The 24248-nt window shown below is 69.9% G+C and carries 23 protein-coding genes; 16 read left to right on the forward strand and 7 right to left on the reverse strand.

Annotation, left to right across the window (positions count from 1 at the left end; translation table 11 throughout):
• Positions 1–36 precede the first annotated feature (36 nt).
• From V6S02_RS04930 to V6S02_RS04945, 4 genes are all read left to right on the forward strand, one after another.
• Positions 37–1029, forward strand: coding sequence for an aldo/keto reductase (locus tag V6S02_RS04930; protein ID WP_336400082.1), 993 nt, complete (start codon positions 37–39; stop codon positions 1027–1029).
• A gap of 84 nt (positions 1030–1113) precedes the next feature.
• A complete protein-coding gene (locus V6S02_RS04935) occupies positions 1114–1611 on the forward strand; it encodes a prepilin peptidase (protein ID WP_336400083.1) in 498 nt (165 codons plus the stop codon).
• Positions 1612–1720: 109 nt separating this feature from the next.
• Positions 1721–2800, forward strand: coding sequence for a YihY/virulence factor BrkB family protein (locus V6S02_RS04940; RefSeq protein ID WP_336400084.1), 1080 nt, complete (start codon positions 1721–1723; stop codon positions 2798–2800).
• Entirely contained in the window at positions 2787–3488 is a 702-nt protein-coding gene (locus V6S02_RS04945) for an NAD(P)H-hydrate epimerase (RefSeq protein WP_336400085.1), read from the forward strand. Before V6S02_RS04940 ends, V6S02_RS04945 begins: the two co-directional genes overlap by 14 nt.
• A gap of 10 nt (positions 3489–3498) precedes the next feature.
• On the opposite strand, the gene V6S02_RS04950 is transcribed toward V6S02_RS04945, so the two are convergent.
• Together V6S02_RS04950 and glgP are read right to left on the reverse strand one after the other, a co-directional pair.
• Positions 3499–4239 carry a glutamine amidotransferase gene (locus V6S02_RS04950; protein ID WP_336400086.1) on the reverse strand — a complete coding sequence of 247 codons (741 nt, stop codon included), beginning with the start codon at positions 4237–4239 and terminating at the stop codon, positions 3499–3501.
• Entirely contained in the window at positions 4236–6797 is a 2562-nt protein-coding gene (gene glgP / locus V6S02_RS04955; protein WP_336400087.1) for an alpha-glucan family phosphorylase, read from the reverse strand. The genes V6S02_RS04950 and glgP overlap by 4 nt, the downstream gene beginning before the upstream one ends.
• A 73-nt stretch (positions 6798–6870) precedes the next feature.
• Here glgP and V6S02_RS04960 point away from each other — a divergent pair, with 73 nt between their 5' ends.
• A complete protein-coding gene (locus V6S02_RS04960; protein WP_124292989.1) occupies positions 6871–7089 on the forward strand; it encodes a response regulator in 219 nt (72 codons plus the stop codon).
• Positions 7061–7699, forward strand: coding sequence for a CYTH domain-containing protein (locus tag V6S02_RS04965; protein WP_124292990.1), 639 nt, complete (start codon positions 7061–7063; stop codon positions 7697–7699). The genes V6S02_RS04960 and V6S02_RS04965 overlap by 29 nt, the downstream gene beginning before the upstream one ends.
• A gap of 5 nt (positions 7700–7704) precedes the next feature.
• Here V6S02_RS04965 and lpdA read toward each other — a convergent pair whose 3' ends face one another.
• Positions 7705–9102 (reverse strand): dihydrolipoyl dehydrogenase, encoded by a 1398-nt coding sequence (gene lpdA / locus V6S02_RS04970; RefSeq protein WP_336400088.1) that lies wholly within the window; start codon positions 9100–9102, stop codon positions 7705–7707.
• 9 nt (positions 9103–9111) lie between these two features.
• Entirely contained in the window at positions 9112–9768 is a 657-nt protein-coding gene (locus V6S02_RS04975; RefSeq protein WP_336400089.1) for a copper resistance CopC family protein, read from the reverse strand.
• A gap of 103 nt (positions 9769–9871) precedes the next feature.
• On the opposite strand from V6S02_RS04975, the gene V6S02_RS04980 reads away from it, so the two are divergent.
• Complete coding sequence (locus V6S02_RS04980; RefSeq protein ID WP_124292993.1) at positions 9872–10270, forward strand: hypothetical protein; 399 nt, start codon at positions 9872–9874, stop codon at positions 10268–10270.
• A 19-nt stretch (positions 10271–10289) separates the two neighbouring features.
• On the opposite strand, the gene V6S02_RS04985 is transcribed toward V6S02_RS04980, so the two are convergent.
• Positions 10290–10628 (reverse strand): hypothetical protein, encoded by a 339-nt coding sequence (locus V6S02_RS04985; RefSeq protein ID WP_336400090.1) that lies wholly within the window; start codon positions 10626–10628, stop codon positions 10290–10292.
• Positions 10629–10808: 180 nt separating this feature from the next.
• On the opposite strand from V6S02_RS04985, the gene V6S02_RS04990 reads away from it, so the two are divergent.
• The 3 genes from V6S02_RS04990 to V6S02_RS05000 all read left to right on the forward strand — a co-directional run bounded on the left by V6S02_RS04990 (position 10809) and on the right by V6S02_RS05000 (position 12656).
• Complete coding sequence (locus V6S02_RS04990; protein ID WP_124292994.1) at positions 10809–11300, forward strand: FHA domain-containing protein; 492 nt, start codon at positions 10809–10811, stop codon at positions 11298–11300.
• On the forward strand, positions 11300–11995 hold the full coding sequence (ftsR, locus tag V6S02_RS04995) for a transcriptional regulator FtsR (protein WP_336400091.1): 696 nt from the start codon (positions 11300–11302) through the stop codon (positions 11993–11995). Before V6S02_RS04990 ends, ftsR begins: the two co-directional genes overlap by 1 nt.
• Before the next feature lie 115 nt (positions 11996–12110).
• Positions 12111–12656 carry a MerR family transcriptional regulator gene (locus V6S02_RS05000; RefSeq protein ID WP_124292996.1) on the forward strand — a complete coding sequence of 182 codons (546 nt, stop codon included), beginning with the start codon at positions 12111–12113 and terminating at the stop codon, positions 12654–12656.
• A 42-nt stretch (positions 12657–12698) separates the two neighbouring features.
• Here the strand turns inward: V6S02_RS05000 and V6S02_RS05005 are convergent, their stop codons facing one another.
• Positions 12699–13508 carry a ParA family protein gene (locus tag V6S02_RS05005; RefSeq protein WP_124292997.1) on the reverse strand — a complete coding sequence of 270 codons (810 nt, stop codon included), beginning with the start codon at positions 13506–13508 and terminating at the stop codon, positions 12699–12701.
• A gap of 74 nt (positions 13509–13582) precedes the next feature.
• On the opposite strand from V6S02_RS05005, the gene V6S02_RS05010 reads away from it, so the two are divergent.
• From V6S02_RS05010 to V6S02_RS05020, 3 genes are read left to right on the forward strand one after another with little or no spacing between them, the layout of a single operon-like run.
• Entirely contained in the window at positions 13583–16990 is a 3408-nt protein-coding gene (locus V6S02_RS05010) for a pyruvate carboxylase (RefSeq protein WP_336400092.1), read from the forward strand.
• Positions 16991–17048: 58 nt separating this feature from the next.
• Positions 17049–18698: a MinD/ParA family ATP-binding protein gene (locus V6S02_RS05015; protein ID WP_336400093.1), complete on the forward strand. Its 1650-nt coding sequence runs from the start codon at positions 17049–17051 to the stop codon at positions 18696–18698.
• A gap of 10 nt (positions 18699–18708) precedes the next feature.
• Positions 18709–19200, forward strand: a complete 492-nt coding sequence (locus tag V6S02_RS05020) for a peptide deformylase (RefSeq protein WP_124292999.1) — start codon at positions 18709–18711, stop codon at positions 19198–19200.
• 57 nt (positions 19201–19257) lie between these two features.
• Here V6S02_RS05020 and V6S02_RS05025 read toward each other — a convergent pair whose 3' ends face one another.
• On the reverse strand, positions 19258–21084 hold the full coding sequence (locus V6S02_RS05025; protein ID WP_336400094.1) for an AMP-dependent synthetase/ligase: 1827 nt from the start codon (positions 21082–21084) through the stop codon (positions 19258–19260).
• A gap of 134 nt (positions 21085–21218) precedes the next feature.
• Between V6S02_RS05025 and V6S02_RS05030 the strand changes: the two genes are divergently transcribed.
• Genes V6S02_RS05030 through V6S02_RS05040 form a run of 3 tightly spaced genes read left to right on the forward strand, consistent with a single transcriptional unit; the run spans position 21219 to position 24246 of the window.
• Positions 21219–22154, forward strand: coding sequence for an ROK family glucokinase (locus V6S02_RS05030; protein WP_336400782.1), 936 nt, complete (start codon positions 21219–21221; stop codon positions 22152–22154).
• Between the two features lie 6 nt (positions 22155–22160).
• Entirely contained in the window at positions 22161–22856 is a 696-nt protein-coding gene (locus V6S02_RS05035) for a lysophospholipid acyltransferase family protein (protein ID WP_124293001.1), read from the forward strand.
• A 52-nt stretch (positions 22857–22908) separates the two neighbouring features.
• Complete coding sequence (locus V6S02_RS05040; RefSeq protein WP_336400095.1) at positions 22909–24246, forward strand: class II 3-deoxy-7-phosphoheptulonate synthase; 1338 nt, start codon at positions 22909–22911, stop codon at positions 24244–24246.
• Positions 24247–24248: the final 2 nt, after the last annotated feature.

The following is a 24248-nucleotide window of genomic DNA, read 5'->3' on the forward strand; positions in this document are numbered from 1 at the left end:
TGGCCACTGCTCCGCTCTCCCGAAAGGTCGTCTCCCATGCAGCACCGTCCCCTCGGCCGCACCGGTCGCGACGTCTCGGCCATCGGCCTCGGCACCTGGCAGCTCGGCGCCGACTGGGGCGATGTCTCCGAGGACGACGCGCTCGCCGTCCTGGAGGCGTCGGTCGACCGGGGTGTGACCCTCTTCGACACCGCAGACGTCTACGGCGACGGGCGGAGCGAATCGCTCATCGGACGATTCCTCGCCGCACGCCCCGGGCACGCGATCACCGTGGCGACGAAGATGGGGCGTCGCGTGGAGCAGAGGGCGGAGAACTACACGCCCGAGGCCTTCCGGGCCTGGAACGACCGTTCACGCGCCAATCTGGGCGTCGAGACCCTAGACCTCGTGCAGCTGCACTGCCCCCCGACCGAGGTGATCGAATCCGACGCGGTCTACGACGCCTTGGACGCGCTCGTCGCCGACGGCCGGATCGCCGCCTACGGGGTCTCCGTCGAGACCGTCGCGCAGGCGCTCGCCGCCATCGCACGACCGCACGTCACCAACATCCAGATCATCTTCAACCCGTTCCGTCTGAAGCCCCTCGACGAGGTGCTCCCTGCGGCGGCCGCTGCACAGGTGGCCGTCTTCGCGCGGGTGCCCCTGGCGTCGGGCCTGCTGTCGGGGAAGTACACCGCCGACACGACGTTCGCCGAGAACGACCATCGCAGCTACAACCGTCACGGTGAGGCGTTCGACCGCGGGGAGACCTTCTCGGGGGTCGACTACGAGATCGGTCTCGCCGCGGCATCCGAACTGGCGCGTGCCCTGCCTGAGGGAGTGAGCCTCCCGGCGGCGACCCTCGCCTGGATCGCCTCGCAGCCCGGTGTCACCACCGTCATCCCGGGTGCGCGCAATGTCGCGCAGGCGACGTCGAACGCCGCGGCCGGTGCGCTGCTCGACGGTGGCGCCGATCTCAGCGGCTTCGACGCCGCCGTGCACGAGGTCTACGACCGCCACCTGCGCGCAGCCATCCACCCGCTGTGGTGACCCGCGGCGCGCGATCCGGCGAGTTCTCCACAGCGACGGATGCTTCGCCGGGACGGCTTCCGCGGTTCTGTTAGCTTCGCTCGCGTGTCAACGGCTCTGGAGATCACGGCGTTCGCCTACCTCGGGGTGATCAGTGTCGTGCTCGCCGTCATCGATGTGCGCCACCATCGTCTGCCGAATCGGATCGTGCTGCCCAGCTACGGCGTCGGCGGAGCCCTTCTCCTGGGTGCGGTGCTCTTCGGAGCGCCGGCGCCCGCACTCGGGCGTGCCCTGGTCGGGATGATCGTCCTGTTCGGCTTCTACCTGCTGCTTCGCATCCTCTCCCGCCGGGGCCTCGGGGGTGGGGACGTCAAACTGGCCGGCGTCCTCGGGCTCTACCTCGGCTGGCTGGGGTGGGAGGCCCTCGCGATCGGCGCTCTCGCCGGCTTCGTCGTCGGCGGCGCGACGGGCGTCCTCCTGATGCTCGCCCGACGCGCCGACCGCCGCACCCGCATCGCCTTCGGGCCCGCGATGCTCATCGGCGCATGGCTCGTGATCGGAGTGAGCGTCGCCGGCACCGTCGCCGGGCCCGTGGTCGCATAAGCCCCTACCCTGCGCCCGGTCATTTCTCAACGGCCCCGACGCGGGTGGCGACACCCCATAGTTTGTGGGTGGGACATCAGTCATCGACCGTCGACGGGGGACTCCGCCCATGCCGAATCTGATCGAGCGGGTGATCGCACGCGCGCTCACGCTGAAGCCCGTGCGCGCCCTTCTGCTGTACACCGAACGACAGGGCCCGATGCTCGCCGACAGTGTGACGTACCGCACGTTGTTCAGCCTGTTCGCCGGGGTGCTGCTCGGCTTCTCCATCGCGTCGCTGTGGCTCGCCGGCAATCCTGTCGCCTGGCAGGCTCTGATCGACGCCGTCGATTCCGCGGTGCCCGGCCTCGTCGGCGAGGGCGGCCTGATCGACCTCGATGACATCCAGGCGCCCGCGGGTCTCACCGTGACGGGGGTGATCGCCTCGATCGCTCTCGTCGGCGCCGCCATCGGCGCGATCGGGTCGCTCCGCACGGCCATCCGGCGGCTCGCGAACGAACTGACCGACGACTCGTTCTGGCTGTGGGTGTTGCTGCGCAACCTGCTGCTCGCGATCGGCATCGGCGCGGCGCTGGCCGCATCGGCCGTGGCCACGGTCGTCGGCAGCGCGGGGATCTCCCTCGTCGGCGGGTGGCTCGGGCTCGCCGAGGACGACCTGCTGCTGCAGATCGCCACGCGGGCCACCACCATCGTCGTGGTCTTCCTCCTCGATGCCGCCGTCATCGCCGTGGCGTTCCGCTCGCTGTCGGGCACGAAGCCGTCGCGACGCTCGCTCCTCAGCGGCTCTCTCCTCGGCGCCGCGGGGCTCACCGTTCTGCAGCAGCTGTCGAGCCTCTTCATCGGCGGTGCGGGGTCGAACCCGCTGCTGGCGACCTTCGCTTCGCTCATCGCGTTGCTGCTGTGGCTGAACCTCTCGGCGCAGGTGATCCTCATCGCGTCGGCCTACATCGTCACCGGCATCGAGGAGGATGTCGACCGGGTGCGCGCCCGTTTCGGCGCGAGGACCTTCCTCCAGCGGCGCGTCAAGCGCGCCGAGCTGTCGGTGCAGGCCGCCGCTGATGAGCTGGACGCGGCCCGTGCCGCTGAGGCGGAGGAGCGGAGGATGAAGGCCGACGCCGCCGCGAAGGCCAACCGGAAGAAGGACGAAACGACGCCATCGGATGCCGGGGCGCGACGTGACGATCGCTGACACCCCTTCGGTGGCCCATCTGCGGGTTCCGACCTACCGGGCGGCCGACATCCGCGCCGCTGAGGCCCCGCTCCTCGCTGCCGGGGTGCCGCTCATGGCGCGCGCCGCGCACGCGCTGGCGGAGATCGCCGCGGCGCGGCTCGCCGTGGCATCCGTTCGCCGCGCACTCGTCCTCGCCGGCAGGGGCGACAACGGTGGGGACGCCCTGTTCGCCGGTGCCGAGCTTGCCGCGGCCGGGCTGGGTGTGGATGTCCTGCTCGTCGGTGATGACGCCCACGACGCCGGCCTCGCCGCCGCGGTCGCGGCGGGGGCCCACAGGGTCGACCTGAGCCGGCTCGACCTGCGTGAGTACGGGCTCATCCTCGACGGGATGATCGGGCTCGGCGGCCGTGGATCGCTGCGCGGCGGTGCACGCGAGGCGGCGATCGCCCTCGCCCCGGATGCTGCGGCGGGTCCGCGGATCCTCGCCGTCGACCTGCCGAGCGGTCTGGACCCGGACATCGGGGAGGGCGACGGACTCGTGCTGCCCGCCCACGAGACCATCACCTTCGGCGCCGCGAAGGCGGGTCTGGCCCGGGGGCGCGGCCCCGCGTTGGCGGGGCGCATCACCCTCGTCGACATCGGCCTGGCGCTCGCCGGCGCCGTACCGGTCGGCGAGATCGAGATCGCGGAGGTCGTCCGGGCCTGAGCCACCCGCTCTAACGGGCGTGATGCTCCACGAACGCCCGCAACAGACGCGGCGGGTGGGTCACCGGCGCCCGACGCACGGCAGCGAGCGTGAGCTCCAGCTCGTCGGCGGCGAAGTAGCCGTAGCCGGCGTAGGCGTGCACCCGCGTCTGCATGCCGTCGAGGTCGAGTTCGGGGTGGAACTGCGTGGCGTAGACGTTGCGACCGACCCGGAACATCTGCACCGGGCAGGTCGGTGACGACGCCAGCAGCACCGCCGAGTCGGGGAGGACCGACACCGCCTCCTTGTGGCCGACGTAGGCGTCGAAGGTGCGCGGGAACTCCGCGAGCAGCGGGTCGGCGGCGCCGGCGTCGGTGAGGCTCACGGGCACCACGCTGATCGGCTCGGAGTAGGTGCGGTCGATGACGGCGCGCTGGTGGCTCCCGAGGGTTCCGATCCCGTAGCAGGCGCCCAGGAACGGGAAGTCGCGTGCGACCACCTCATCGAGCAGACGGGCGAACTCCGCCTCGACGCGCCGCTGCACCGCCGACTTCTTCTCCGGCGGATCGGAGGCGTTGAACGGACCACCGCCGACGAAGATCCCCGACAGCGCGTCGAGGTCCAGATCGGGGAGGGGACCCGCCTCCATGCGGACCCGGAGGAGGTCGCGCTCCTCGAGCCCGGTGAAGCGCAGGAAGAGCTCGTACTCCTCGTCGGCGGGAACGTCCTCCGCGCGGGTGGCGAGGAGGACGAAGGGTTTCGGCCCGGTCATCCCGCGTACGTCACAAGGCCCAGCTCCACCGGGGACACCAGGAACGGATGCCGCGGCACGACCCGCACCGTGTAGCCGAAGGTGCCGGTGAGCTGCAGCGGCAGAGAGCCGCGATAGGGGGTGACCCCGTCCACGGCCGTCCCTTGGGCCTCCAGCGGCACGGCGGTGCGGTCGGCACCGATGACATCGTCCTCGTCGGTGCGTCCGTAGACCAGTTCCACCACGACATCGTCGGGGGAGAGGCCGTCCAAGCGCACGGATGCCTCGATCTCGAGGGTTTCGCCGGTCGACGCCCGGGAGGTGGCATCGGAACCCTCCACATGGGCGATCGCCACGGTGCCCCAGGCGCTGCGCACCCGGCTGACGAACGCGGCGAGCGAGCGGGCCTGGGCGAAGTCATCGGCACGAAGCGCGCGATCGTTCACCGCGGAGGGCACGTAGAGGCGCGTGACGTAGTCGCGCACCATCCGGTCGCTGGTGACCTTCTTGCCGAGGTCGGTCATCGTGTGGCGCACCATGTCGAGCCACCCGGCCGGCACACCGCCCGTGCGCTCGTAGAAGCGCGGCACGAGCTGGTGCTCGATGAGGTCGTAGAGCGCGGCCGCCTCGGCATCGTCCCGCTCCTCGTCGGTCGCCGCCGTGTCGGCGGTCGGGATGGCCCAGCCGTTGCGGCCGTCGTACCACTCGTCCCACCAGCCGTCGAGGATCGACAGATTCAGCACCCCGTTCAAGGCGGCCTTCATGCCCGACGTGCCGCACGCCTCGAGGGGCCGCAGCGGATTGTTCAGCCACACGTCGCAGCCGGGGTACAGGGTCTTCGCCAGCGTGATGTCGTAGTCGGGGAGGAACACGATGCGGCCGCGCACCCGCGGATCGCGGCTGAACCGCACGAGCTGCTGGATCAGGATCTTGCCGGAATCGTCTGCCGGATGGGACTTGCCGCCGATGACCAGCTGAACCGGTCGCTCGGGATCGGTGAGGATGCGCGTGAGGCGCTCAGGGTCGCGGAGCATCAGCGTCAGACGCTTGTAGGTCGGTACGCGCCGGGCGAAGCCGATCGTCAGCACGCCCGGGTCGAGGATGTCGTCGATCCATGCGGGAACCGCAGCGTTGCCCGCCGAACGGGCGGCTGCGGTCAGACGCCGCCGGGCCTCGGCGACGAGCTCCTGCTTCATCTGGGTGCGCACCCCCCACAGCTCCTGGTCGCTGACGACCTCGCGCGAGCGCCAGTCGTGGCGATCGGTGTGCGCGTCGCCGAAGACGCGCTCGCTCAGGCCGGTGAGGGCGGGGTGCACCCAGGTCGGGGCGTGGACGCCGTTGGTGATCGAGGTGATCGGCACGTCGTCGGTGTCGACACCCGGCCAGAGGGCCCCGAACATCCGTCGGCTCACCGCGCCGTGGAGGAGCGACACCCCGTTGGCGTGCTGCCCGAGATGGAGTCCGAGAACGGCCATGTTGAACACGTGAGGGTCGCCGCCGGGGTAGGACTCCCGACCCAGGTCGAGGGCGGGATCTGCGGGGAGGGACGTGAACAGCGGGCTCTGCAGGTACGTGGCGACCAGATCGCGGGGGAAGCGGTCGATACCGGCGGGAACCGGCGTGTGGGTGGTGAAGACGGTCGAGGCCCGCACCTGCGCGAGCGCCTGGTCGAAGCTCAAGCCCTCGTCGACGATGAGCTCCGACATCCGCTCCAGGCCCTGGAATCCCGCGTGGCCCTCATTGGTGTGGTACACCTCGGGGCGGGGCGTGTCGGTCTGGGCGCACCACGCCCGTACCGCGCGCACGCCGCCCACGCCGAGGAGAAGCTCCTGCAGGAGGCGGTGCTCGCCGCCCCCGCCGTAGAGGCGGTCGGTCACCTGGCGGAGGTCGTCGGGGTTGCTGGGGGTGTCGGCGTCGAGGAGCAGCAGAGGGACCCGACCGATCTGGGCCACCCAGATGCGGGCGGCCAGGTGCCGCCCGGCGGGGAGGTCGAGTCCGATCTCGACCGGGGCCCCGTCGCCATCGCGGAGCAGGGTCAGACCCAGACCGTAGGGGTCGAGCAGCGGGTAGCTCTCCCGCTGCCAGCCGTCGTCGCCGATCGATTGACGGAAGTACCCCGCGCGGTAGAACAGCCCGACGCCGGTGAGGGGCACGCCGAGGTCGGACGCGCTCTTGAGATGGTCGCCGGCGAGGATGCCGAGGCCGCCCGAGTACTGCGGAAGCGTGCCGTCGACGCCGAATTCGGGGGAGAAGTAGGCGATGTGGGCGGGCTTGTCGCCGTCGAGTCCCTGGTACCACCGGTCGTCGCGGAGGTAGGCGTCGAGGCGCTCCGCCTCGGCGTGGACGCGGGCGACGAAATCCGTATCCTGCGACAGAGCATCGAGCCGTTCCTGCCCGAGCGCGCCGAGGAGCTGCTCGGGATTGCCGCCGACCTCCTCCCACCGCGCAGGATCCATCGAGGCGAACAGTGCCTTCGTCTCATCCGACCAGGCCCAGCGCCAGTTGGTGGCGAGGCGGTCGAGCGGGGCGAGCTGCTCGGAGAGAACGGGACGAACGGCGAACGTGCGGATGGCCTTCACGCTGTGAAGTGTAGGCGAGCGGGATGAAGCGCAACCCCGCGACCGAGCAGATCGCCGTCGATACACTCGGAGGATGGCTATTGCACGATTGCACGGTGGTCCGCTGGACGGGCAGGTCCTGCCCCTGGAGGCTCCCGACCTCGATTCGCTCATCGTCCCCTACGGCGAAGGGCAGGTCGTCTACCGCCGCAAGGGCGAGGCGCAGCACACCGGCGAGCACGACGGGCCGACCGAGGCGGAGTTCTGGTTCGTGGAGGCGACCGATGAGATCGGACCCTCGAACGACGACTGAGCCGGACGAGCCGACCCGTTCCCTGGAGATCGAGATCAAGCTCGACGTGGACGCGGATACGGCGGCTCCGGACTGGCGGGGCCTTCCGGAGGTGGCGGAGCTGACCGGACCCGAAGTCCGCGAACTCGACGCCCGGTATTTCGACACCACGGATTTCGCCCTTGCGCGTGCGGGTTATGCGCTGCGCCGGCGCACCGGCGGCCCCGATGCCGGGTGGCATCTGAAGGGACCGCGTCACGGTGCCGGCCGGGTGGAGCTCGGGTGGCCGCTCGAGGAGGGCGACGCTCTTCCCGCGGCGGTGCAGGCCGAGATCCGACGCCTCACAGCCGATCCGGTGCGCCCGATCGCCCGGGTGCGCAATCGCAGGCTGGCTGTGCAGATGAAGGATGCCGCGGGCGACGTCGTCGCGGAATTCCTCGACGACCACGTGCAGACCCGCGACGAGGCGACCGGGACGGAGCGCTCCTGGCGTGAGTGGGAGATCGAACTCGGGCCCGCGGCGCCCGATGACGCCGAGCGTTTCCTGAGCGAGATCGCCGACCTCGCCCGAAACGCCGGCGCCCGCCCTGCATCGTCGGAGTCGAAGATCGGGCGGGCGCTCGGGCGGTAGGTCGGCTACAGGTTGATCATGTGCCCCACGAGGCCGTGGAAGCCCTCCTGGAGAGCTTCCGACAGCGTCGGGTGCGTGTGCACGTTGCGCGCGGCCTCGAGCGCGGTGAGGTCCCACTTCTGGGCGAGGGTCAACTCGGGCAGGAGCTCTGAGACATCGGGGCCGATGAGGTGACCGCCGAGCAGTTCGAGGTGCTCGCCGTCGGCGATGAGCTTGACGAAACCGACCGGCTCGCCCAGGCCGTTCGCCTTGCCGTTGGCGCTGAAGGGGAACTTCGCCACCTTCACGTCGTAGCCGGCGTCGCGGGCCTGCTGCTCGGTCAGACCGAACGATGCGACCTGCGGGGTGCAGAACGTCGCGCGGGGCATCATCCGGTAGTCGCCGAGCGGCATGGTCTCGGCCTTGCCGATCGTCTCGGCGGCCACCACGCCCTGCGCCTCGGCGACGTGCGCCAGCTGCAGCTTCGCGGTGACGTCACCGATGGCGTAGATGTGCGGCACGTTGGTGCGCATGTAGTCGTCGATGCCGATCGCACCGCGCTCGGTGAGCTCGACGCCGGTCTTGTCCAGCCCGTAGCCCTCGACGTTCGGAATCCAGCCGATCGAGACCATCACCTTGTCGGCGTCGATGGAGCCGCTGGTCCCGTCCTTGCCGGTGTAGGCGACGGTGACCTTGTCGCCGTGATCGGTGACGGTGTCGACCTTGGTGGAGGTGAGGATGTCGATGCCGTACTTCTTGTACTGGCGCGCGATCTCCTTCGAGACGTCGACGTCCTCGTTCGGCAGTGCACGATCGAGGAACTCCACGATGGCGACCTTCACGCCGTAGTTCGACATCACGAAGGCGAACTCCATGCCGATCGCGCCGGCGCCGACGATGACGATGGAGGAGGGGAGATCGCGGGAGAGGATCTGCTCCTCGTAGGTGACGATGTTCCCGCCGATGTCGACGCCGGGCAGCTGGCGGACCTTCGCGCCGGTCGCGATGATCGCGTTGTCGAACGTGACCGTCTCGGTCCCGCCGTCCGATTTCTGCACCTGGATGGTGTTCGCGTCGACGAAGGTTCCACGACCGTCGTACTCGGTGACCTTGTTCTTCTTCATCAGGAAGTGGATGCCCTTGACGTGGGTCTCGGCCACCTTCCGGCTGCGGTCCCATGCCACTCCGAAGTCGAAGTGCACGTCACCGGAGATTCCGAAGAGGTCGGCCTTGTGGAGCACCTGGTGCGCGAGGTCGGCGTTCTTGAGCAGAGCCTTCGAGGGGATGCACCCGACGTTCAGGCAGACGCCCCCCCAGTACTTCTCTTCGATGATGGCGACGGAAAGACCGAGCTGGGCGCTCCGGACGGCCGCGACGTACCCGCCGGGGCCGGCGCCGAGGATGACGACGTCGTAGTGAGGCATGCTTCCAGCCTATCGGTCGGCACCGCCGCCGGTGCCGCCGGTGCGGCCCCGCGCGCGGGCGAGCAGGAGCGCGACGATCGCCCCACCGGCGGCGGCCGCGACGACCCCGACGATGATCCACGGCACGATCGCAGCCGTCGACGACGCGGGTTCGCCTGCGTCGGTCGGCGACGGGGTGGCCGAGGGCGTCTCCGATGCCGAGGCGGACGGGGATGTGGACGCGTCGGGCGCCGACGGAGCCGCCGTGGCGTCGGCGCTCGGCGATGGTGCGGCCCCTGCCGCGACGGTGAACGACAGCTCCCCGGAGATCGGGTGGCCGTCGCTGGAGACCACCTTCCAGAGCACCGTGACGGCGCCGGGCTGGGCCGCGGTGAGCGGCTGCGACACGACGTTGTCGGTGATGGCGGGTGATCCGTCGACGAGCGCCGTGCCGGCGGCATCCGTCACTTCGATCACCGTGGCCCCGGGTTCCTGCGAGATGAGACCGCTGAAGGTGAGGGTGACCGCCGCGGGGGTCTGGTCGATCGTGCTGCCGGGCGCGGGGTCCGATGCGAGCAGCTCGTCGTGCGCGGATGCGGCGACAGGAAGGGCGAAGACCGCCGTCAGCGCCACGACGACGCCGAGGAACGCCCGAGCGGGGGAGAAGCGAAGACCGGAACGACTCACGATTCCCACGCTACGGGGGTCTTCATCAACGAAGCCTGGACGCCTAACCTGGGCTCAGGCGGGTGCACCTGCCCCGTCGCGCGAGACGAGAGCGAGGTACGGGATGGACCGCATGATGATGGATGCGATGGGCTCGACGTCGATGATGGGCGGCGACACCCGCATGGACATGGACCTGATGCAGGCGTGCATGGATGCCTGCGCCGCCTGCGAACAGGCCTGCACGGTCTGCGCCGCGCAGATGATGGACTGCGCGCCGGCATGCATGAACTGCGCCGACATGTGCAACACGATGCTGCGGGCGATGCTGCGGATGTCGGGCATGACACCTGCCGTGATGGTGTCGATGCTCGACGCGTGCATCGCGATGTGCCAGCTCTGCATGGACGAGTGCATGCGCCACGCCGACATGAGCGAGGTGTGCCGCATGTGCGCACAGTCCTGTCAGGCCTGCATGGACGCGTGCATGGCGATGCGGGAGTCGGTGCTCGCGCAGGCCTGACCTCCCGGCGCCGGTCGGGTCAGAGGACGGCGATGTTGGCGCGGGCGCGCCCCACGGCCAGGGCGTGGTGACGCGCGTGCAGGGCGACGGGCGCGCCGGGTTCCAGTCCCTCGATCGGGGACGCCGACCACACCTCGACGCGCGTTCCGTCGAGGGTGTGGAGCACGATGGCCTCGCCCGCGACCGACGTGACGATCGCGTCGCTCCATTCGAGCGGGGTGGCGGCGATCAAGCGCGCCTGGATGAGATGCATCGCGTGACCGGGGGCGACCGAGGTGCAGGAACGTCCGAGCATGCACATGCAGGCTGCGCGACCCTTCACCTCGACGGGTGTGGGGAAGCGGTGCGGACTCGACACGTCAGACTCCTGTGGGTAGGTTCGGATGTCGGCCAGATTAGGTCGCGGCGACGCCGCGGTCATCCTCGCCGACACAGGCCGAAACAATCGCCCTGCGGCGTCGTCGTCGACAGGCGCGTCGAGCCGGTCGTCAGGGCGTGAACGCGTCGGATAGGCTGGCTCACCGAAGGAGGGCACGACGTGGACGACAATCGGCGACCAGATTCTGGTGACATCCGACGCCTGCCGGGCGATGACGGCGCCGATCGCGGTTCGGACACGACGCAGACGTTCGGCCACGACGCCGACCTGTCCTTCGTCCCCTTCGGCAGTGCTCTGAACACCGCGGAGCTCGAGTCGATCGACGCGCTGCCCTCAGGCGCAGCACTGCTGCTGGTGCGCTCGGGCCCCACAGCGGGTGCGCGCTACCTGCTCGACACCGACGTCACCACGGTCGGTCGTCACCCCGAAGCAGACATCTTCTTCGACGACGTCACCGTCTCGCGCCGGCACGCGGAGATCACCCGACAGGGAACGGCGTTCGAGCTGGTGGATCAGCGCTCGCTGAACGGCACCTACGTCAACGGCGAGCGGGTCGACCGCGCCGTGCTCACCAACGGCTCGGAGCTTCGCATCGGCAAGTTCCGCCTCAACTTCTTCGTCTCGCCCGCAGATCTGCCGCAGGCGGGCTGATGGCTCCGGCCTCCTCCGCCCGCCAGCGATCATCGTCAGCGGGCCTTCTCAGCATCGGTCAGGTGCTCGCGAGGCTGTCGCCGGAATTCCCGAGTCTGACCTCGAGCAAGCTGCGGTTCCTCGAGGTGCAGGGGATCGTGACCCCGGTTCGGACCGAGTCGGGGTACCGCAAGTTCTCGCCGGCCGACCTCGACCGCCTGCGATTGGCTCTGACGCTCCAGCGCGACCACTACCTGCCCCTCAGCGTCATCCGCGACTACCTCGCCGACGTCGACGCCGGGCGCGACCCCGCCCCGCCGACCTCCGCGCCGCCGCCCTCGATCGTCCCGGCGCCGCGCCGGTACCGTCGGGATGAACTGCTGGCAGCCGCCGGCGCGGCGCCGCAGCTGCTCAACGACGCCATCAGCACCGGGATCATCACCGCCGCCGAGAGCTACACCGATCAGTCGGTCACGCTTCTGAGGGCCCTCGTCGCCCTGGATCGTCACGGCATCGAGCCGCGTCACGTCCGCAGTGTCAAGCAGAGTGCCGAGCGCGACGCCTCGCTCATCGAGTCGTCCCTCGCGCCGCTGCTGCGCCGGACGGACGCCGCTTCTCGGGGACGAGCAGGAGAGGCCGCGCCCGAACTCGCGCGCAAACTCGAAGAGGTGCGTGCGATCCTGTTGCGCTCCGCCCTCGATCGTCTTCTCGGATGAGGCGCCGCAGCCCCGATCGGCCGCGACACGCCGACGCGTTGACACGGATGTCGTTGCCCGGGGGGCGGGGCTCATCTAGCGTGGAGTGCGCACCCCGTTCCGTGAGGAGGATCGCATGACCGCTCGTGAAGCGGCCGACGAAGCCGGCTTCGTCGCCGACCTCCTGTTCACCGACGGGCTCCCGCAGATGGACGATGAGGTGGGATACCGCGGCGCGGTCGCCGCCCGCGCCGCCGGGATCACCTACCGGCAGCTGGATTACTGGGCCCGCACGCAACTGGTCGAGCCGACCGTGCGGGGAGCGAACGGCTCAGGATCGCAGCGGCTGTACGGCTTCCGCGACATCCTGGTCCTCAAGCTCGTCAAGCGGCTGCTCGACACCGGAATCTCGCTGCAGCAGATCCGCACCGCGGTGGAGCAGCTGCGTGCCGCAGGCATCCGCGACCTCGCCGGCACGACGCTCATGAGCGACGGCGCCTCGGTCTACCTCTGCACCTCGAACGACGAGGTCATCGACCTGGTCAGCCGTGGGCAGGGCGTGTTCGGCATTGCCGTGGGCAAGGTCCTGCGCGAGGTCGAGTCGACTCTGGTGGAGTTCGATCCCCAGGCTCCCGACCCCGTCGACGAGCTCGCTGCACGCCGCACCGCGCGCTCGGCCTGAGCCGAGCCGGTCTGCCTCATCGGCGGCGGCGGATGCCGCGGGTCAGACGCGGGTCTCGCCCGGCGTGGGGATGCGTCCCGTGCGGATGACGCGGTCCAGCAGCGCGTCGAAGTCGGCGGCGAGCTCCTGCGCCGAGTCTCCCGGCCAGATGTGGAGCGGCTTCGCGGCGCCCTGCGCCTGCTGGAGCGACGTCCGCTCGGGAAGCTGCGGGCTCAGGACGAGCGGACCGAACATGTCGCGCAGCTCCTTGATCCGGAACTGGTGCTCGATCGACTGGGGACGCACGCGGTTCACCACGAGGCCCAGCGGCTGGAGCCGGGGGGAGAGGCCTCGACGGATCTCCTCGATGGCGCGCAGCGCGCGGTCGGCGGCGGCCACGGAGAACAGACCGGGCTCGGTGACGACGATGACGCGGTCGCTCGCGGCCCACGCGGTGCGCGTGAGGGCGTTGAGCGAGGGCGCGCAGTCGATGAGGACGAGATCGTAATCGGCCTCGATCGTGGCGAGGGCCTCTTCGAGCTTCCACACGTCGCGGACGCTCGGGTGCGGTCCGTCGAAGTTGATCGCGGACGGGCTGCCGATCATCACGTCGATCGTCCCGGGGTGCACCTTGGCCCAGCCGGAGGAGGTGATCGCCTGGCGGACGACCTTCTCCTTGGGATTGGCCAGGACGTCGGCGATGTTGAGGCGACCGGCGACCTGGATGTCCATCCCCGTCGACACGTCGGACTGCGGGTCCAGGTCGACGACCAACGTCCGGACGCCGCGTGCGAAAGCGGCGGAAGCGAGTCCGAGCGTCACGGTCGTCTTGCCGACCCCGCCCTTGAGCGAGCTGACGGAGAGTACGTGCACGAGGCACTACGTTACCGTCCCCTAGGCTGAGAGCACACTCAGCCCAGACCACACGGCCCAACCGCGAGGTGTGCATGTTCGAGAAGATCCTGGTCGCCAATCGCGGTGAAATCGCGATCCGCGCCTTCCGTGCCGCGTACGAACTGGGAGCCCGCACCGTCGCGGTCTTCCCCTTCGAAGATCGCGGATCGCTGCACCGGCAGAAGGCCGACGAGTCGTATGTGATCGGCGAACCGGGTCATCCGGTGCGCGCTTACCTCGATGTCGACGAGATCATCCGGGTCGCGCTGGAATCCGGCGCAGACGCCATCTACCCGGGCTACGGATTCCTGTCGGAGAACCCCGAGCTCGCCTCTCGGGCCGCGGAGAACGGCATCACCTTCATCGGGCCTCCCGCCCGCGCGCTGGCGATGGCGGGGAACAAGGTGACCGCGAAGGAGCACGCCATCGCCGCGGGTGTTCCGGTGCTGCGCTCGACCGAGGCTTCCGATGACGTCGACGCTCTCGTCGCGGCGGCCCCCGACATCGGTTTCCCGATCTTCGTCAAGGCCGTCGCCGGCGGCGGCGGTCGCGGCATGCGTCGTGTGGAGACCCCGGGTGAGCTGCCGCCCGCGATCGCCGAGGCGATGCGCGAGGCCGGCGCGGCATTCGGCGACCCGCGCGTGTTCCTCGAGCAGGCGGTCGTCCGGCCCCGGCACATCGAGGTGCAGATCCTCGCCGATGCGACGGGCCACACCGTTCACCTCTTCGAGCGCGACTGCTCGGTGCAGCGCCGCCATCAGAAGGTCATCGAGATCGCGCCCGCCCCGAACCTCGACGACGAGCTGCGTCAGCGCATCCACCGCGATGCGGTCGCCTTCGCCGAGTCGATCGGTTACGTCAACGCCGGCACCGTCGAGTTCCTCGTCGACACGGCGGGGGAGCGTGCGGGCCAGCACGTCTTCATCGAGATGAACCCCCGCATCCAGGTCGAGCACACCGTCACGGAGGAAGTGACCGACGTCGACCTCGTCCAGTCGCAGATGCGCATCGCCGCGGGCGAGAGCCTGGACGACCTCGGACTGTCGCAGGACCGGATCGTGCTCCGCGGCGCCGCGTTGCAGTGCCGCATCACCACGGAGGATCCCTCGCAGGGGTTCCGACCCGACACCGGCCGTATCACCACCTATCGCTCTCCCGGCGGCGCCGGCATCCGCCTCGACGGCGGAACGACGGCTGCGGGCTCGCAGATCAGTCCACACTTCGACTCGATGCTCGCCAAGCTCACCTGTCGAGGGCGTGACTACCCGGCCGCCGTCGCGCGGGCCAAGCGCGCGCTGGCGGAGTTCCGCATCCGCGGCGTCGCCACCAACATCCCGTTCCTGCGCGCCGTCCTCGACGATCCCTCCTTCCTCGAGGGAGACCTCAGCACCGCGTTCATCGAGGAGCGCCCGCGCCTGCTCACCAGCCACCCGTCGCGAGACCGCGCGACAAAGCTGCTGAACTGGCTGGCCGATGTCACGGTGAATCGGCCCTACGGCGAGAAGCCGGTCTCGGTGTCTCCCGGCAGCAAGCTCCCAAACATCGATCTGCTCGCCCCGGCCCCGGCGGGTAACCTGCAGCGTCTGCGCGAGCTGGGTCCCGCAGGTTTCGCCCGCGCCCTCCGGGAGCAGACGCCGTTGGCGGTGACCGAGACCACGTACCGCGACGCCCACCAGTCACTCCTCGCCACCCGTGTGCGCACGCGCGACCTGGTCCGCTGCGCGCCGCACGTGGCGCGGATGACTCCCGAGCTGCTGTCGATCGAGGCCTGGGGCGGTGCGACCTACGACGTGGCGCTGCGGTTCCTCGCCGAGGACCCCTGGGAGCGCCTCGCGGCGATCCGCGACGCCGTTCCCAACATCCCGGTCCAGATGCTGCTGCGCGGCCGCAACACCGTCGGCTACACACCGAGACCGGTCGAGGTCACCGACGCCTTCGTCCGTGAAGCCGCGTCGACGGGCGTGGACATCTTCCGCATCTTCGACGCCCTGAACGATGTCGACCAGATGGTCCCCGCCATCCGCTCGGTTCTCGAGACCGGCACCGCCGTCGCCGAGGTCGCTGTCTGCTACACCGGCGACCTCCTCAACCCCGCCGAGCAGCTGTACACGCTGGACTACTACCTGCGCCTGGCGGAGCAGATCGTCGCGTCGGGGGCGCACATCCTCGCGATCAAAGACATGGCGGGGCTCCTGCGTCCGGCCGCGGCCGCACGCCTGGTCGCGGCCCTGCGGGAACGCTTCGATCTCCCTGTGCACCTGCACACGCACGACACCGCAGGTGGCCAGCTGGCGACGCTCCTCGCTGCGAGCGCCGCCGGAGTCGACGCCGTCGATGCGGCTGCGGCGCCCCTGGCCGGAACGACCAGTCAGCCGTCGCTGTCGGCGCTGGTCGCGGCCCTTGCGCACACCGACCGCGACACCGGGATCGACCTGCAGGCGGTGAGCGACCTCGAACCCTACTGGGAGGGCGTGCGGCACCTGTACCGCCCCTTCGAGTCGGGACTGGACGGGCCCACCGGCCGGGTGTACCACCACGAGATCCCCGGCGGTCAGCTCTCGAATCTGCGCCAGCAGGCGATCGCGCTGGGCCTCGCCGACGATTTCGAACTCATCGAGGACATGTACGCCGCCGCCGACCGCATCCTCGGACGCATCCCGAAGGTGACGCCCTCGTCGAAGGTGGTCGGCGATCTCGCCCTCGCACTGGTCGCGGCGGGGGCCGACCCGGCCGACTTCGCCGAGAATCCGCAGAACTACGACATCCCCGACTCCGTCGTGGGGTTCATGGCCGGCGAGCTGGGAGACCTTCCCGGAGGCTGGCCCGAGCCGTTCCGCACGAAGGTGCTGGCCGGTCGCACCGTGTCCATCGAGATCCCGCCGCTCACACCGGAGGAGAAGGAGGGGCTGGACGGCGACGCCGCATCGCGGCGCCGGACCCTCAACCGCCTGCTCTTCCCCGGTCCCGCACGCGAGTTCGAGAAGGCGCGTGAGACGTACGGCGACCTCTCGAGCCTCGGCACCCCCGACTATCTGTACGGACTCAAGCCCGGCGAGGAGCACGTCGCCGAGATCGACCCGGGCGTGCAGCTCTACGTCGGCCTCGAGGCCATCGGTGAAGCCGATGCCAAGGGCATGCGGACGGTCATGACCACGCTGAACGGGCAGCTCCGCCCCGTCTACGTGCGGGACCGCAGCATCAGCGTCGAGACCCGTCAGGCCGAGCGGGCCGACACGTCTCGACCCGGGCAGGTCGCTGCGCCGTTCGCGGGCGTCGTCACCGTCAAGACCGAGGTCGGCACCACGGTGACCGCGGGCGCGCCGATCGCCTCGATAGAGGCGATGAAGATGGAGGCGGCGATCACCGCGCCCGTCGACGGCGTCGTCGAGCGCATCGCGATCGCCGCGACCGCGCAGGTCGAGGCGGGCGACCTTTTGGTCGTCATCCGCCCCGCGCACTAGCCTGGAACGGCGCCTCACCGTGAGTGCGCAGTGATGTGCCTGTTCCAGGAGACCCGCAGTGACGCCCGACGCCTTCGATGAAACGCCCGAGGACGACGATGAGAACGGCGTCCTCCCCGACACCGTGAGCATCGATACGACCGCTCTCGGAGTACTGAGCGGCCAGACCGCGCAAGTCAGTGTCATCCTTCCCTCCTCGACCGACGACGACGCTCTCGACGACGAGGACGTCGTCGACGATGAGATCCCGCCGGCGACCGACGACGCGGAGATCCCCGTGCGCGAGGCTCCGGATGCCGCGGACACAGACTCGCCGGTGAGCGGGCCGATCGCCATCGAGCCCCCCGCCGAGACCGCCGAGGCGGAGATCGTCGAGGACGACGCACAGCCTGAGCACGCGGACGACGACGCGCACGCCGCCCACCCTGATCACGTGGATGCCGAGATCGTCGAGGACGCGCTGGAGCCCGCCACCGCGGTCGCCGCCGCGGCCGGCGGGGCTGCTGCGGAGACGACGGCATCCGATCCGGTTCCCGCGACCACGGCGTCAGCGGACGTCGTATCGACCCCGACGAGTGCCGGGCCCGCGTCGGGCATCAGCGCGCGGACCACGCGCACCGGTTCCGTCCCCGCGACGCGATGGGAGCTGCAGCATCCCGATCAGCCCGAGCGCCCGCAGCGCGCCCGTTCAGCGGAGCGCGTGACGACCCGCAACGAGGTCGCCCTGTCCTCCAAGCGCCTCGGCGAGTTCGAGGGGGGCCGGGAGACCCCCGATCTCCTCACCGCCGACCGGCTGCTCGATCAGCGCCACCTCGTCCGGGCCGAGCCCGAGGGAATGTGGCGTCACCTGGTCTACTCACTGACCGGCCGGCGGGTGAACCTCGGTGACAGCAAGCGCGCGCGAGCCCGCAAGGAGCTCGACCGTCGCATCGGCGCACCCCTGACCGGCGGAGCACGCTTCGTCCCCGTCCTGTCGCGAAAGGGCGGTGTCGGCAAGACCACCGTCACCACGCTCCTCGGCATGGCGCTGGCCGATGCACGCGACGATCGCGTCATCGCCGTCGACGCCAACCCCGACCGGGGGACGCTGGCCGAGCGCATCGCCCGGGCCAACGGCAAGACGGTCCGCGATCTCGCGCGTGCCCGCTCGGAGGTCAGCGGCTACAACGACATCTCGCAGATCGTCGCGCGCGACGAGACCCGACTTGACGTCCTCGCCTCCGACGCCGACCCGCGGGTGTCGGAAGCCTTCAGCGACCGCGACTACCACGACGTGGCCACGCTCGCGGCGCACTATTACTCCATCGTGCTGACCGACACCGGCACCGGGATCGTCCACTCCGTCATGGGCGCCACGCTCGAGCTCGCCGACCAGCTCGTCGTCGTGGCCGGCCTGAGCGTCGACGAGGCGCGCCTGGCATCGGAGACCCTGACGTGGTTGGAGACCAACGGATATGCCGAGCACGTGAAGAACGCCGTGGTCGTGCTGAACAACTCCCGGCCCGGTCCGCCCGTCGTGCGGCCAGACGAGCTGGAGATCCACTTCCGAAGCCGCGTCCGCGCCGTGGTCAGGATGCCGTTCGACCCGCAGATCGCCGCGGGGAGCGCCATCACCTTCCGCGACCTCCAGCCGGCCACGCGCCTCGCAGCGCGCGAGCTGGCGGCGACCGTCGTCGAGGGCCTGCGGACCCTCGCCCCGGCCGCGTGAGCGCGATCCGATGACGGTTCGGCCCATCCGCCTCTTCGGCGACCCGGTGCTGCGCGCCCCGAGCGCGCCGATCACGACGATCGACGACGGCGTCCGCGCCCTGGTGCAGGACCTGCTCGACACCGTCGAGCTGCCGGGTCGCGCGGGCGTCGCCGCACCGCAGATCGGCGTGCCGCTGCGGGCGTTCAGCTACAACATCGACGGCGACATCGGGTACATCCTCAATCCCGTCCTCGAAGAGGTCTCGGGCGAGCCTGTGCCCACGGGGGAGGGATGCCTGTCGGTCCCCGGCCTCTGGCACGACGCGCTGCGTCATCCCTACGCCCGGGTGCGCGGTATCGACCTCGACGGAGCGGAGCTCATCATCGAGGGCGAAGGCCTTCTCGCCCAGGCGCTCCAGCACGAGACCGACCATCTCGACGGCATGCTCTACTTGTCGCGGCTGCGCCCCGAGGATCGCAAGATCGCGATGCGCGAGGTGCGCGAGTCCGACTGGTTCTGACACGAGCCGGGTCGATGCCGCTCAACGGCGTCGACCCGGCTCGTGCCCGCCGTCGGGTCAGGGGATCGAGACGTTCGTGGTGTTGACCGGGGCGGAATAGATCTCGTCGATCTCCGCGGCGAAGTCGTTCACGATCGTGTGCCGCTTGATGCTCATCTTCGGGGTGAGGTGGCCGCTGGCCTCGGTCCACTCCGACGGCAGGATCGTGAACTTGCGGATGGATTCCGCGCGGGAGACCGTGGTGTTGGCGTTGTCGACGGCGCGCTGGACCTCGGCGCGGACCTTCTCGTTCTTCGCCGCGTCGGCCAGCGACATGTCGCTCGGCAGCCCGTTGTTGGCAAGCCACGTGGGCAGCATCTCGGGGTCGAGCGTGACCAGCGCCGAGATGAACGGCTTCTGATCGCCCACGACCACGACCTGGCCGACGATCGGGTTGGCGCGGATCGGATCTTCCAGCGCCGCGGGGGCGACGTTCTTGCCGCCGGCGGTGACGATGATCTCCTTCTTGCGCCCGGTGATCTTGAGGAACCCCTCGGCGTCGAACGAGCCGATGTCGCCGGTCTTGAACCAGTCGCCGTCGAACGCGGCCGCGGTGGCCTCGGGGTTGCGCCAATACTCCTTGAAGACGTTGATACCGCGCACCTCGATCTCGCCGTCGTCGGCGAGTCGCACGCTCACCCCGGGAAGGGCCGGACCGACCGTGCCGATCTTCGACTTGGTGGCGAGGTTCACCGTGGCCGGAGCGGTGGTCTCGGTGAGGCCGTAGCCCTCGAGGATCACGACGCCCAGGCTGTGGAAGAAGTGACCGAGCCGCTCGCCGAGGGGCGCGGAGCCCGACACCGCGTAGGTCACCCGGCCGCCCATCGCCGCCCGGAGCTTGCTGTAGACCAGGCGGTCGAACAGACGGAACTTCAGGCGCAGGCCCAGCGGGATCTTCTTGCCGTCCTGCAGCAGGGCGGAGTGCTCGATCGCCGCGTGGGCGGCCGCGCGGAAGATCCTCCCCTTGCCGCCGGCCTCGGCCTTCTGCTCGGCGGAGTTGTAGACCTTCTCGAACACCCGCGGCACCGCCAGCAGGAACGTCGGCTGGAATGACCCGAGCGCGGGCAGCAGCTGCTTGGTGTCGGGCTGGTGCCCGGTCTTCACGCCCGCGTGGACGTTGAGGATCGAGATGAACCGGGCGAAGACGTGCGCCGTGGTGATGAACAGCAGAGTGGATGCTCCGGGGGTCTGCACCACTTCGCTCAGCGCGACCGCCGAGTTCCGTGCCAGCTCGACGAAGTTGCTGTGGGTGAGGACGCACCCCTTCGGGCGGCCCGTCGACCCGGAGGTGTAGATGAGGGTGGCGATGTCGGCGCCGACCGCGAGGTTGCGACGACGCTCGATCTCGTCCTCGGTGACGTCCTTGCCCTGGGCGACGAGGGTGTCGAGATCGCCGGACTGCATCTGCCACACCGAGCGGACCAGCGGGAGCTCTGCCCTGACCTCGGCGACGCGGCCGGCGTGCTCGGCCGATTCCGCGATCACGGCCACGGCCCCGGAGTCGGCGAGGATCCAGGAGATCTGCGCGGCGGAGCTCGTTTCGTAGATCGGCACCATGACGGCACCGGCGAAGAAGATCGCGAAGTCGACAAGCGTCCAGTCGTAGGTCGTGCGGGCGATGAAGGCGACCTTGTCGCCGGGCTCCACGCCGGCGGCGACCAGGCCTTTGGCCAGGGCGATGACCTGGGACTGGAACTGGGCGCCCGTGATGTCTCGCCAGCCGTCTCCTTCGGGGACGGCGAACAGCGCGCGCTCGGGGGTCGCCTTGACGCGCTCCACGAGGAGGTCGCTGATGTTGGCTTGGGGGTCGGCGGGGACCACGGCCGGAACATCGAATTGGATCACGGCAACTCCTTCGGTACCGATTCGGTCGGATGTCCTCAGATTCTAGTCGAGGCATATCCGGCCACGCAGTCCGCGGGGCCGCGACTAGACTCGATCCGCCTCCTCGGGCGGGGCCCAGGACGGAAGGGATGCGCGTGCTCACAGTCGGGATCGACATCGGTGGGACGAAGATCGCCGGCGGCGTCGTCGATCAGGAGGGCCGCATCCTCGACAAGGGACGCGTGGACACCCCCACCGACACGACCGAGCTCGCTGCCGCCGTCGTCGGGATGGCCCGGTCCTACATCGATCGCTACGACGCGGTCGCCGTCGGTGTCGCCGCAGCGGGCTTCATCGACAAGGCGCAGGCCACCGTCATCCACGCTCCCAACATCGCCTGGCGCAACGAACCCCTCAAGGCCGTGCTCGAGGCGGGGATCGGGCGACCGGTCACCATCGAGAACGACGCCAACGCCGCCGGGTGGGCGGAGTTCCGCTTCGGTGCGGGCGCCGCGGTCGACGACATGGTGATGCTGACCATGGGAACCGGCGTCGGGGGAGCGGTCATCATCGGCGGCCGGATGTTCCACGGCGGCCACGGGATCGCCGGTGAGCTCGGCCACATCCGCTTCACCCGCAACGGTCTGCCATGCGGGTGCGGCCAGAACGGATGCCTCGAACAGTACGCCTCGGGGCGCGCGCTGCAGCGCGAGGCCAACACCATCGCCGATTCCGGCGGCCTCGGCGGGGCTCTCGCCGAGGCACGCGCCACGCACGGAACGCTCAACGGTCACGCCATCTCCGACCTGATCCTGGCCGGCGACCCCGGCGCGCTCGAGGCGCTGCGGCGCGTCGCCACGGCCCTCGGCGAGGCCTGCGGTGGGTTCCAGGCCGTCCTCGATCCCGAACTCTTCGTCATCGGCGGGGGAGTGGCTCAGCTCGGCGACATCCTTCTCGAGCCTGTGCGTCTGGCCTACGAGACGTCGCTCCCGGGGTACGGCGAACGACCCGTGGCCGATTTCGCGATCGCCCGACTCGGCAACGACGCCGGCCTCATCGGTGTCGCCGACCTCGCCGGCCGGGAGGCGTGAACGTCGATGTTCTACTGGCTGATGAAGTACGTGGTCATCGGACCCATCCTCAAGGCCATCTTCCGGCCGTGGGTCGTCGGTCGGCGCAACGTCCCCGCGGAGGGCGCGGCGATCCTCGCGAGCAACCACCTGTCGTTCGCCGACTCGATCTTCCTGCCGCTCATGATCGACCGGCCGATGTCGTTCCTGGCCAAGAGCGACTACTTCACGGGCAGGGGTCTGAAGGGCTGGGCGACCCGCGTCTTCTTCAAGGCCACGGGGCAGCTCCCGATCGACAGATCCGGCGGCAAGGCCTCTGAGGCATCGCTGAACACCGGCCTCCAGGTCCTCGGCCGAGGTGATCTGCTCGGTATCTATCCCGAGGGCACCCGCAGCCCTGACGGCAAGCTGTACCGCGGTCGCACCGGCATCGCGCGGATGGCGCTCGAGGCCCGCGTCCCCGTCGTCCCCGTCGTCATGGTCGACACCGACACGATGATGCCCATCGGCACGCGCGTTCCCCGCGTCGCGCGGGTGGGCGTCGTCATCGGCGAGCCGCTGGACTTCTCCCGCTTCGCGGGCATGGAGGGCGACCGCTACATCCTGCGTTCGATCACCGACGAGATCATGGTGGCGCTTCAGCGACTGGGGGCACAGGAGTACGAGGATGTCTACGCCTCCACGGTCAAGGACCGCCTGAAGCCCAGGGGCAGAGCGGCGTAACAACCCCGGAGGAGCGCACCGGAGGGATGGGCGGCGTCGCTAGACTGAGCGGATGCTCGCTCCCCTCGACGGTCTCGATCACTGGCGTTCCCTGCCCATCAAGCAGCAGCCCCAGTGGTATGACCTCGATGCCGCGGCGGCGGCCTCCGCGGAGCTGGCCACCCTCCCGCCGCTCGTCTTCGCCGGTGAGGTCGACATGCTGCGCGAGCGTCTCGGCCGCGCAGCGGCCGGCCAGGCCTTCCTGCTGCAGGGGGGAGACTGCGCCGAGACCTTCGCGGGTGCCACGGCGGAGCAGATCCGCAACCGCATCAAGACCGTGCTGCAGATGGCTGTCGTCCTCACGTACGGCGCATCGATGCCGGTCGTGAAGATGGGGCGCATGGCGGGGCAGTTCGCCAAGCCGCGCTCGAGCGACACCGAGACCCGCGGCGAGGTGACGCTGCCGGCTTACCGTGGCGACATCGTCAACGGGTACGACTTCACCGAGGAGTCCCGCAAAGCCGACCCGGCACGGCTGCTGAAGGGGTACCACACCGCCGCGTCGACGATCAACCTCATCCGGGCCTTCACGCAGGGCGGCTTCGCCGATCTGCGCGAGGTGCACAGTTGGAACCAGGGATTCGCCAAGAACCCCGCCAACCAGCAGTACGAGCGGCTCGCGGGCGAGATCGACCGCGCCATCAAGTTCATGGAGGCGGCGGGCGCCGACTTCGACGAACTCAAGCGCGTGGAGTTCTACACCGGGCACGAGGGTCTGCTCATGGACTACGAGCGCCCGATGACCCGCATCGATTCGCGCACCGGCACTCCGTACAACACCTCGGCCCACTTCGTCTGGATCGGGGAGCGCACGCGCGACCTCGACGGCGCGCACATCGACTACTTCTCGCGTATCCGCAACCCCATCGGCGTGAAGCTCGGGCCCACCACCACGCCTGAGACGGCTCTCGCCCTCATCGACAAGCTCGATCCGGAGCGCGAGCCCGGCCGACTGACGTTCATCACCCGCATGGGCGCCGGGAAGATCCGCGACGCACTGCCGCCCCTCCTGGAAGCCGTCCGGGGCTCCGGCGCGATGCCGCTGTGGGTCACCGATCCGATGCACGGCAACGGCATCACGACCCCCACGGGCTACAAGACGCGTCGGTTCGACGACGTCGTGGACGAGGTGCGCGGGTTCTTCGAGGCGCACCGGGCGGTCGGCACGTTCCCCGGCGGCATCCACGTCGAACTCACCGGCGACGACGTGACCGAGTGCCTCGGCGGATCGGAGATGATCGACGAGGCCACCCTTGCGACACGCTATGAGTCGCTGTGCGACCCGCGCCTGAATCACATGCAGAGCCTGGAACTGGCGTTCCTGGTCGCCGAGGAGCTCGAGAAGCGCTGAAC

Source organism: Microbacterium sp. CCNWLW134 (assembly GCF_037083565.1).
Lineage (GTDB): Bacteria > Actinomycetota > Actinomycetes > Actinomycetales > Microbacteriaceae > Microbacterium.

What these genes read in the sequence shown, in the direction of transcription:
- ftsR (WP_336400091.1), top strand. Translation starts at nt 11,300, where the DNA reads ATGGCTCCGGCCTCCTCCGCCCGCCAGCGATCATCGTCAGCGGGCCTT.
- V6S02_RS04940 (WP_336400084.1), top strand. Translation starts at nt 1,721, where the DNA reads ATGCCGAATCTGATCGAGCGGGTGATCGCACGCGCGCTCACGCTGAAG.
- V6S02_RS04960 (WP_124292989.1), top strand. Translation starts at nt 6,871, where the DNA reads ATGGCTATTGCACGATTGCACGGTGGTCCGCTGGACGGGCAGGTCCTG.
- V6S02_RS05010 (WP_336400092.1), top strand. Translation starts at nt 13,583, where the DNA reads ATGTTCGAGAAGATCCTGGTCGCCAATCGCGGTGAAATCGCGATCCGC.
- V6S02_RS04930 (WP_336400082.1), top strand. Translation starts at nt 37, where the DNA reads ATGCAGCACCGTCCCCTCGGCCGCACCGGTCGCGACGTCTCGGCCATC.
- V6S02_RS04980 (WP_124292993.1), top strand. Translation starts at nt 9,872, where the DNA reads ATGGACCGCATGATGATGGATGCGATGGGCTCGACGTCGATGATGGGC.
- V6S02_RS04950 (WP_336400086.1), bottom strand. Translation starts at nt 4,239, where the DNA reads ATGACCGGGCCGAAACCCTTCGTCCTCCTCGCCACCCGCGCGGAGGAC.
- V6S02_RS05040 (WP_336400095.1), top strand. Translation starts at nt 22,909, where the DNA reads ATGCTCGCTCCCCTCGACGGTCTCGATCACTGGCGTTCCCTGCCCATC.
- V6S02_RS04965 (WP_124292990.1), top strand. Translation starts at nt 7,061, where the DNA reads ATGAGATCGGACCCTCGAACGACGACTGAGCCGGACGAGCCGACCCGT.
- V6S02_RS05000 (WP_124292996.1), top strand. Translation starts at nt 12,111, where the DNA reads ATGACCGCTCGTGAAGCGGCCGACGAAGCCGGCTTCGTCGCCGACCTC.
- lpdA (WP_336400088.1), bottom strand. Translation starts at nt 9,102, where the DNA reads ATGCCTCACTACGACGTCGTCATCCTCGGCGCCGGCCCCGGCGGGTAC.
- V6S02_RS05020 (WP_124292999.1), top strand. Translation starts at nt 18,709, where the DNA reads ATGACGGTTCGGCCCATCCGCCTCTTCGGCGACCCGGTGCTGCGCGCC.
- V6S02_RS05035 (WP_124293001.1), top strand. Translation starts at nt 22,161, where the DNA reads ATGTTCTACTGGCTGATGAAGTACGTGGTCATCGGACCCATCCTCAAG.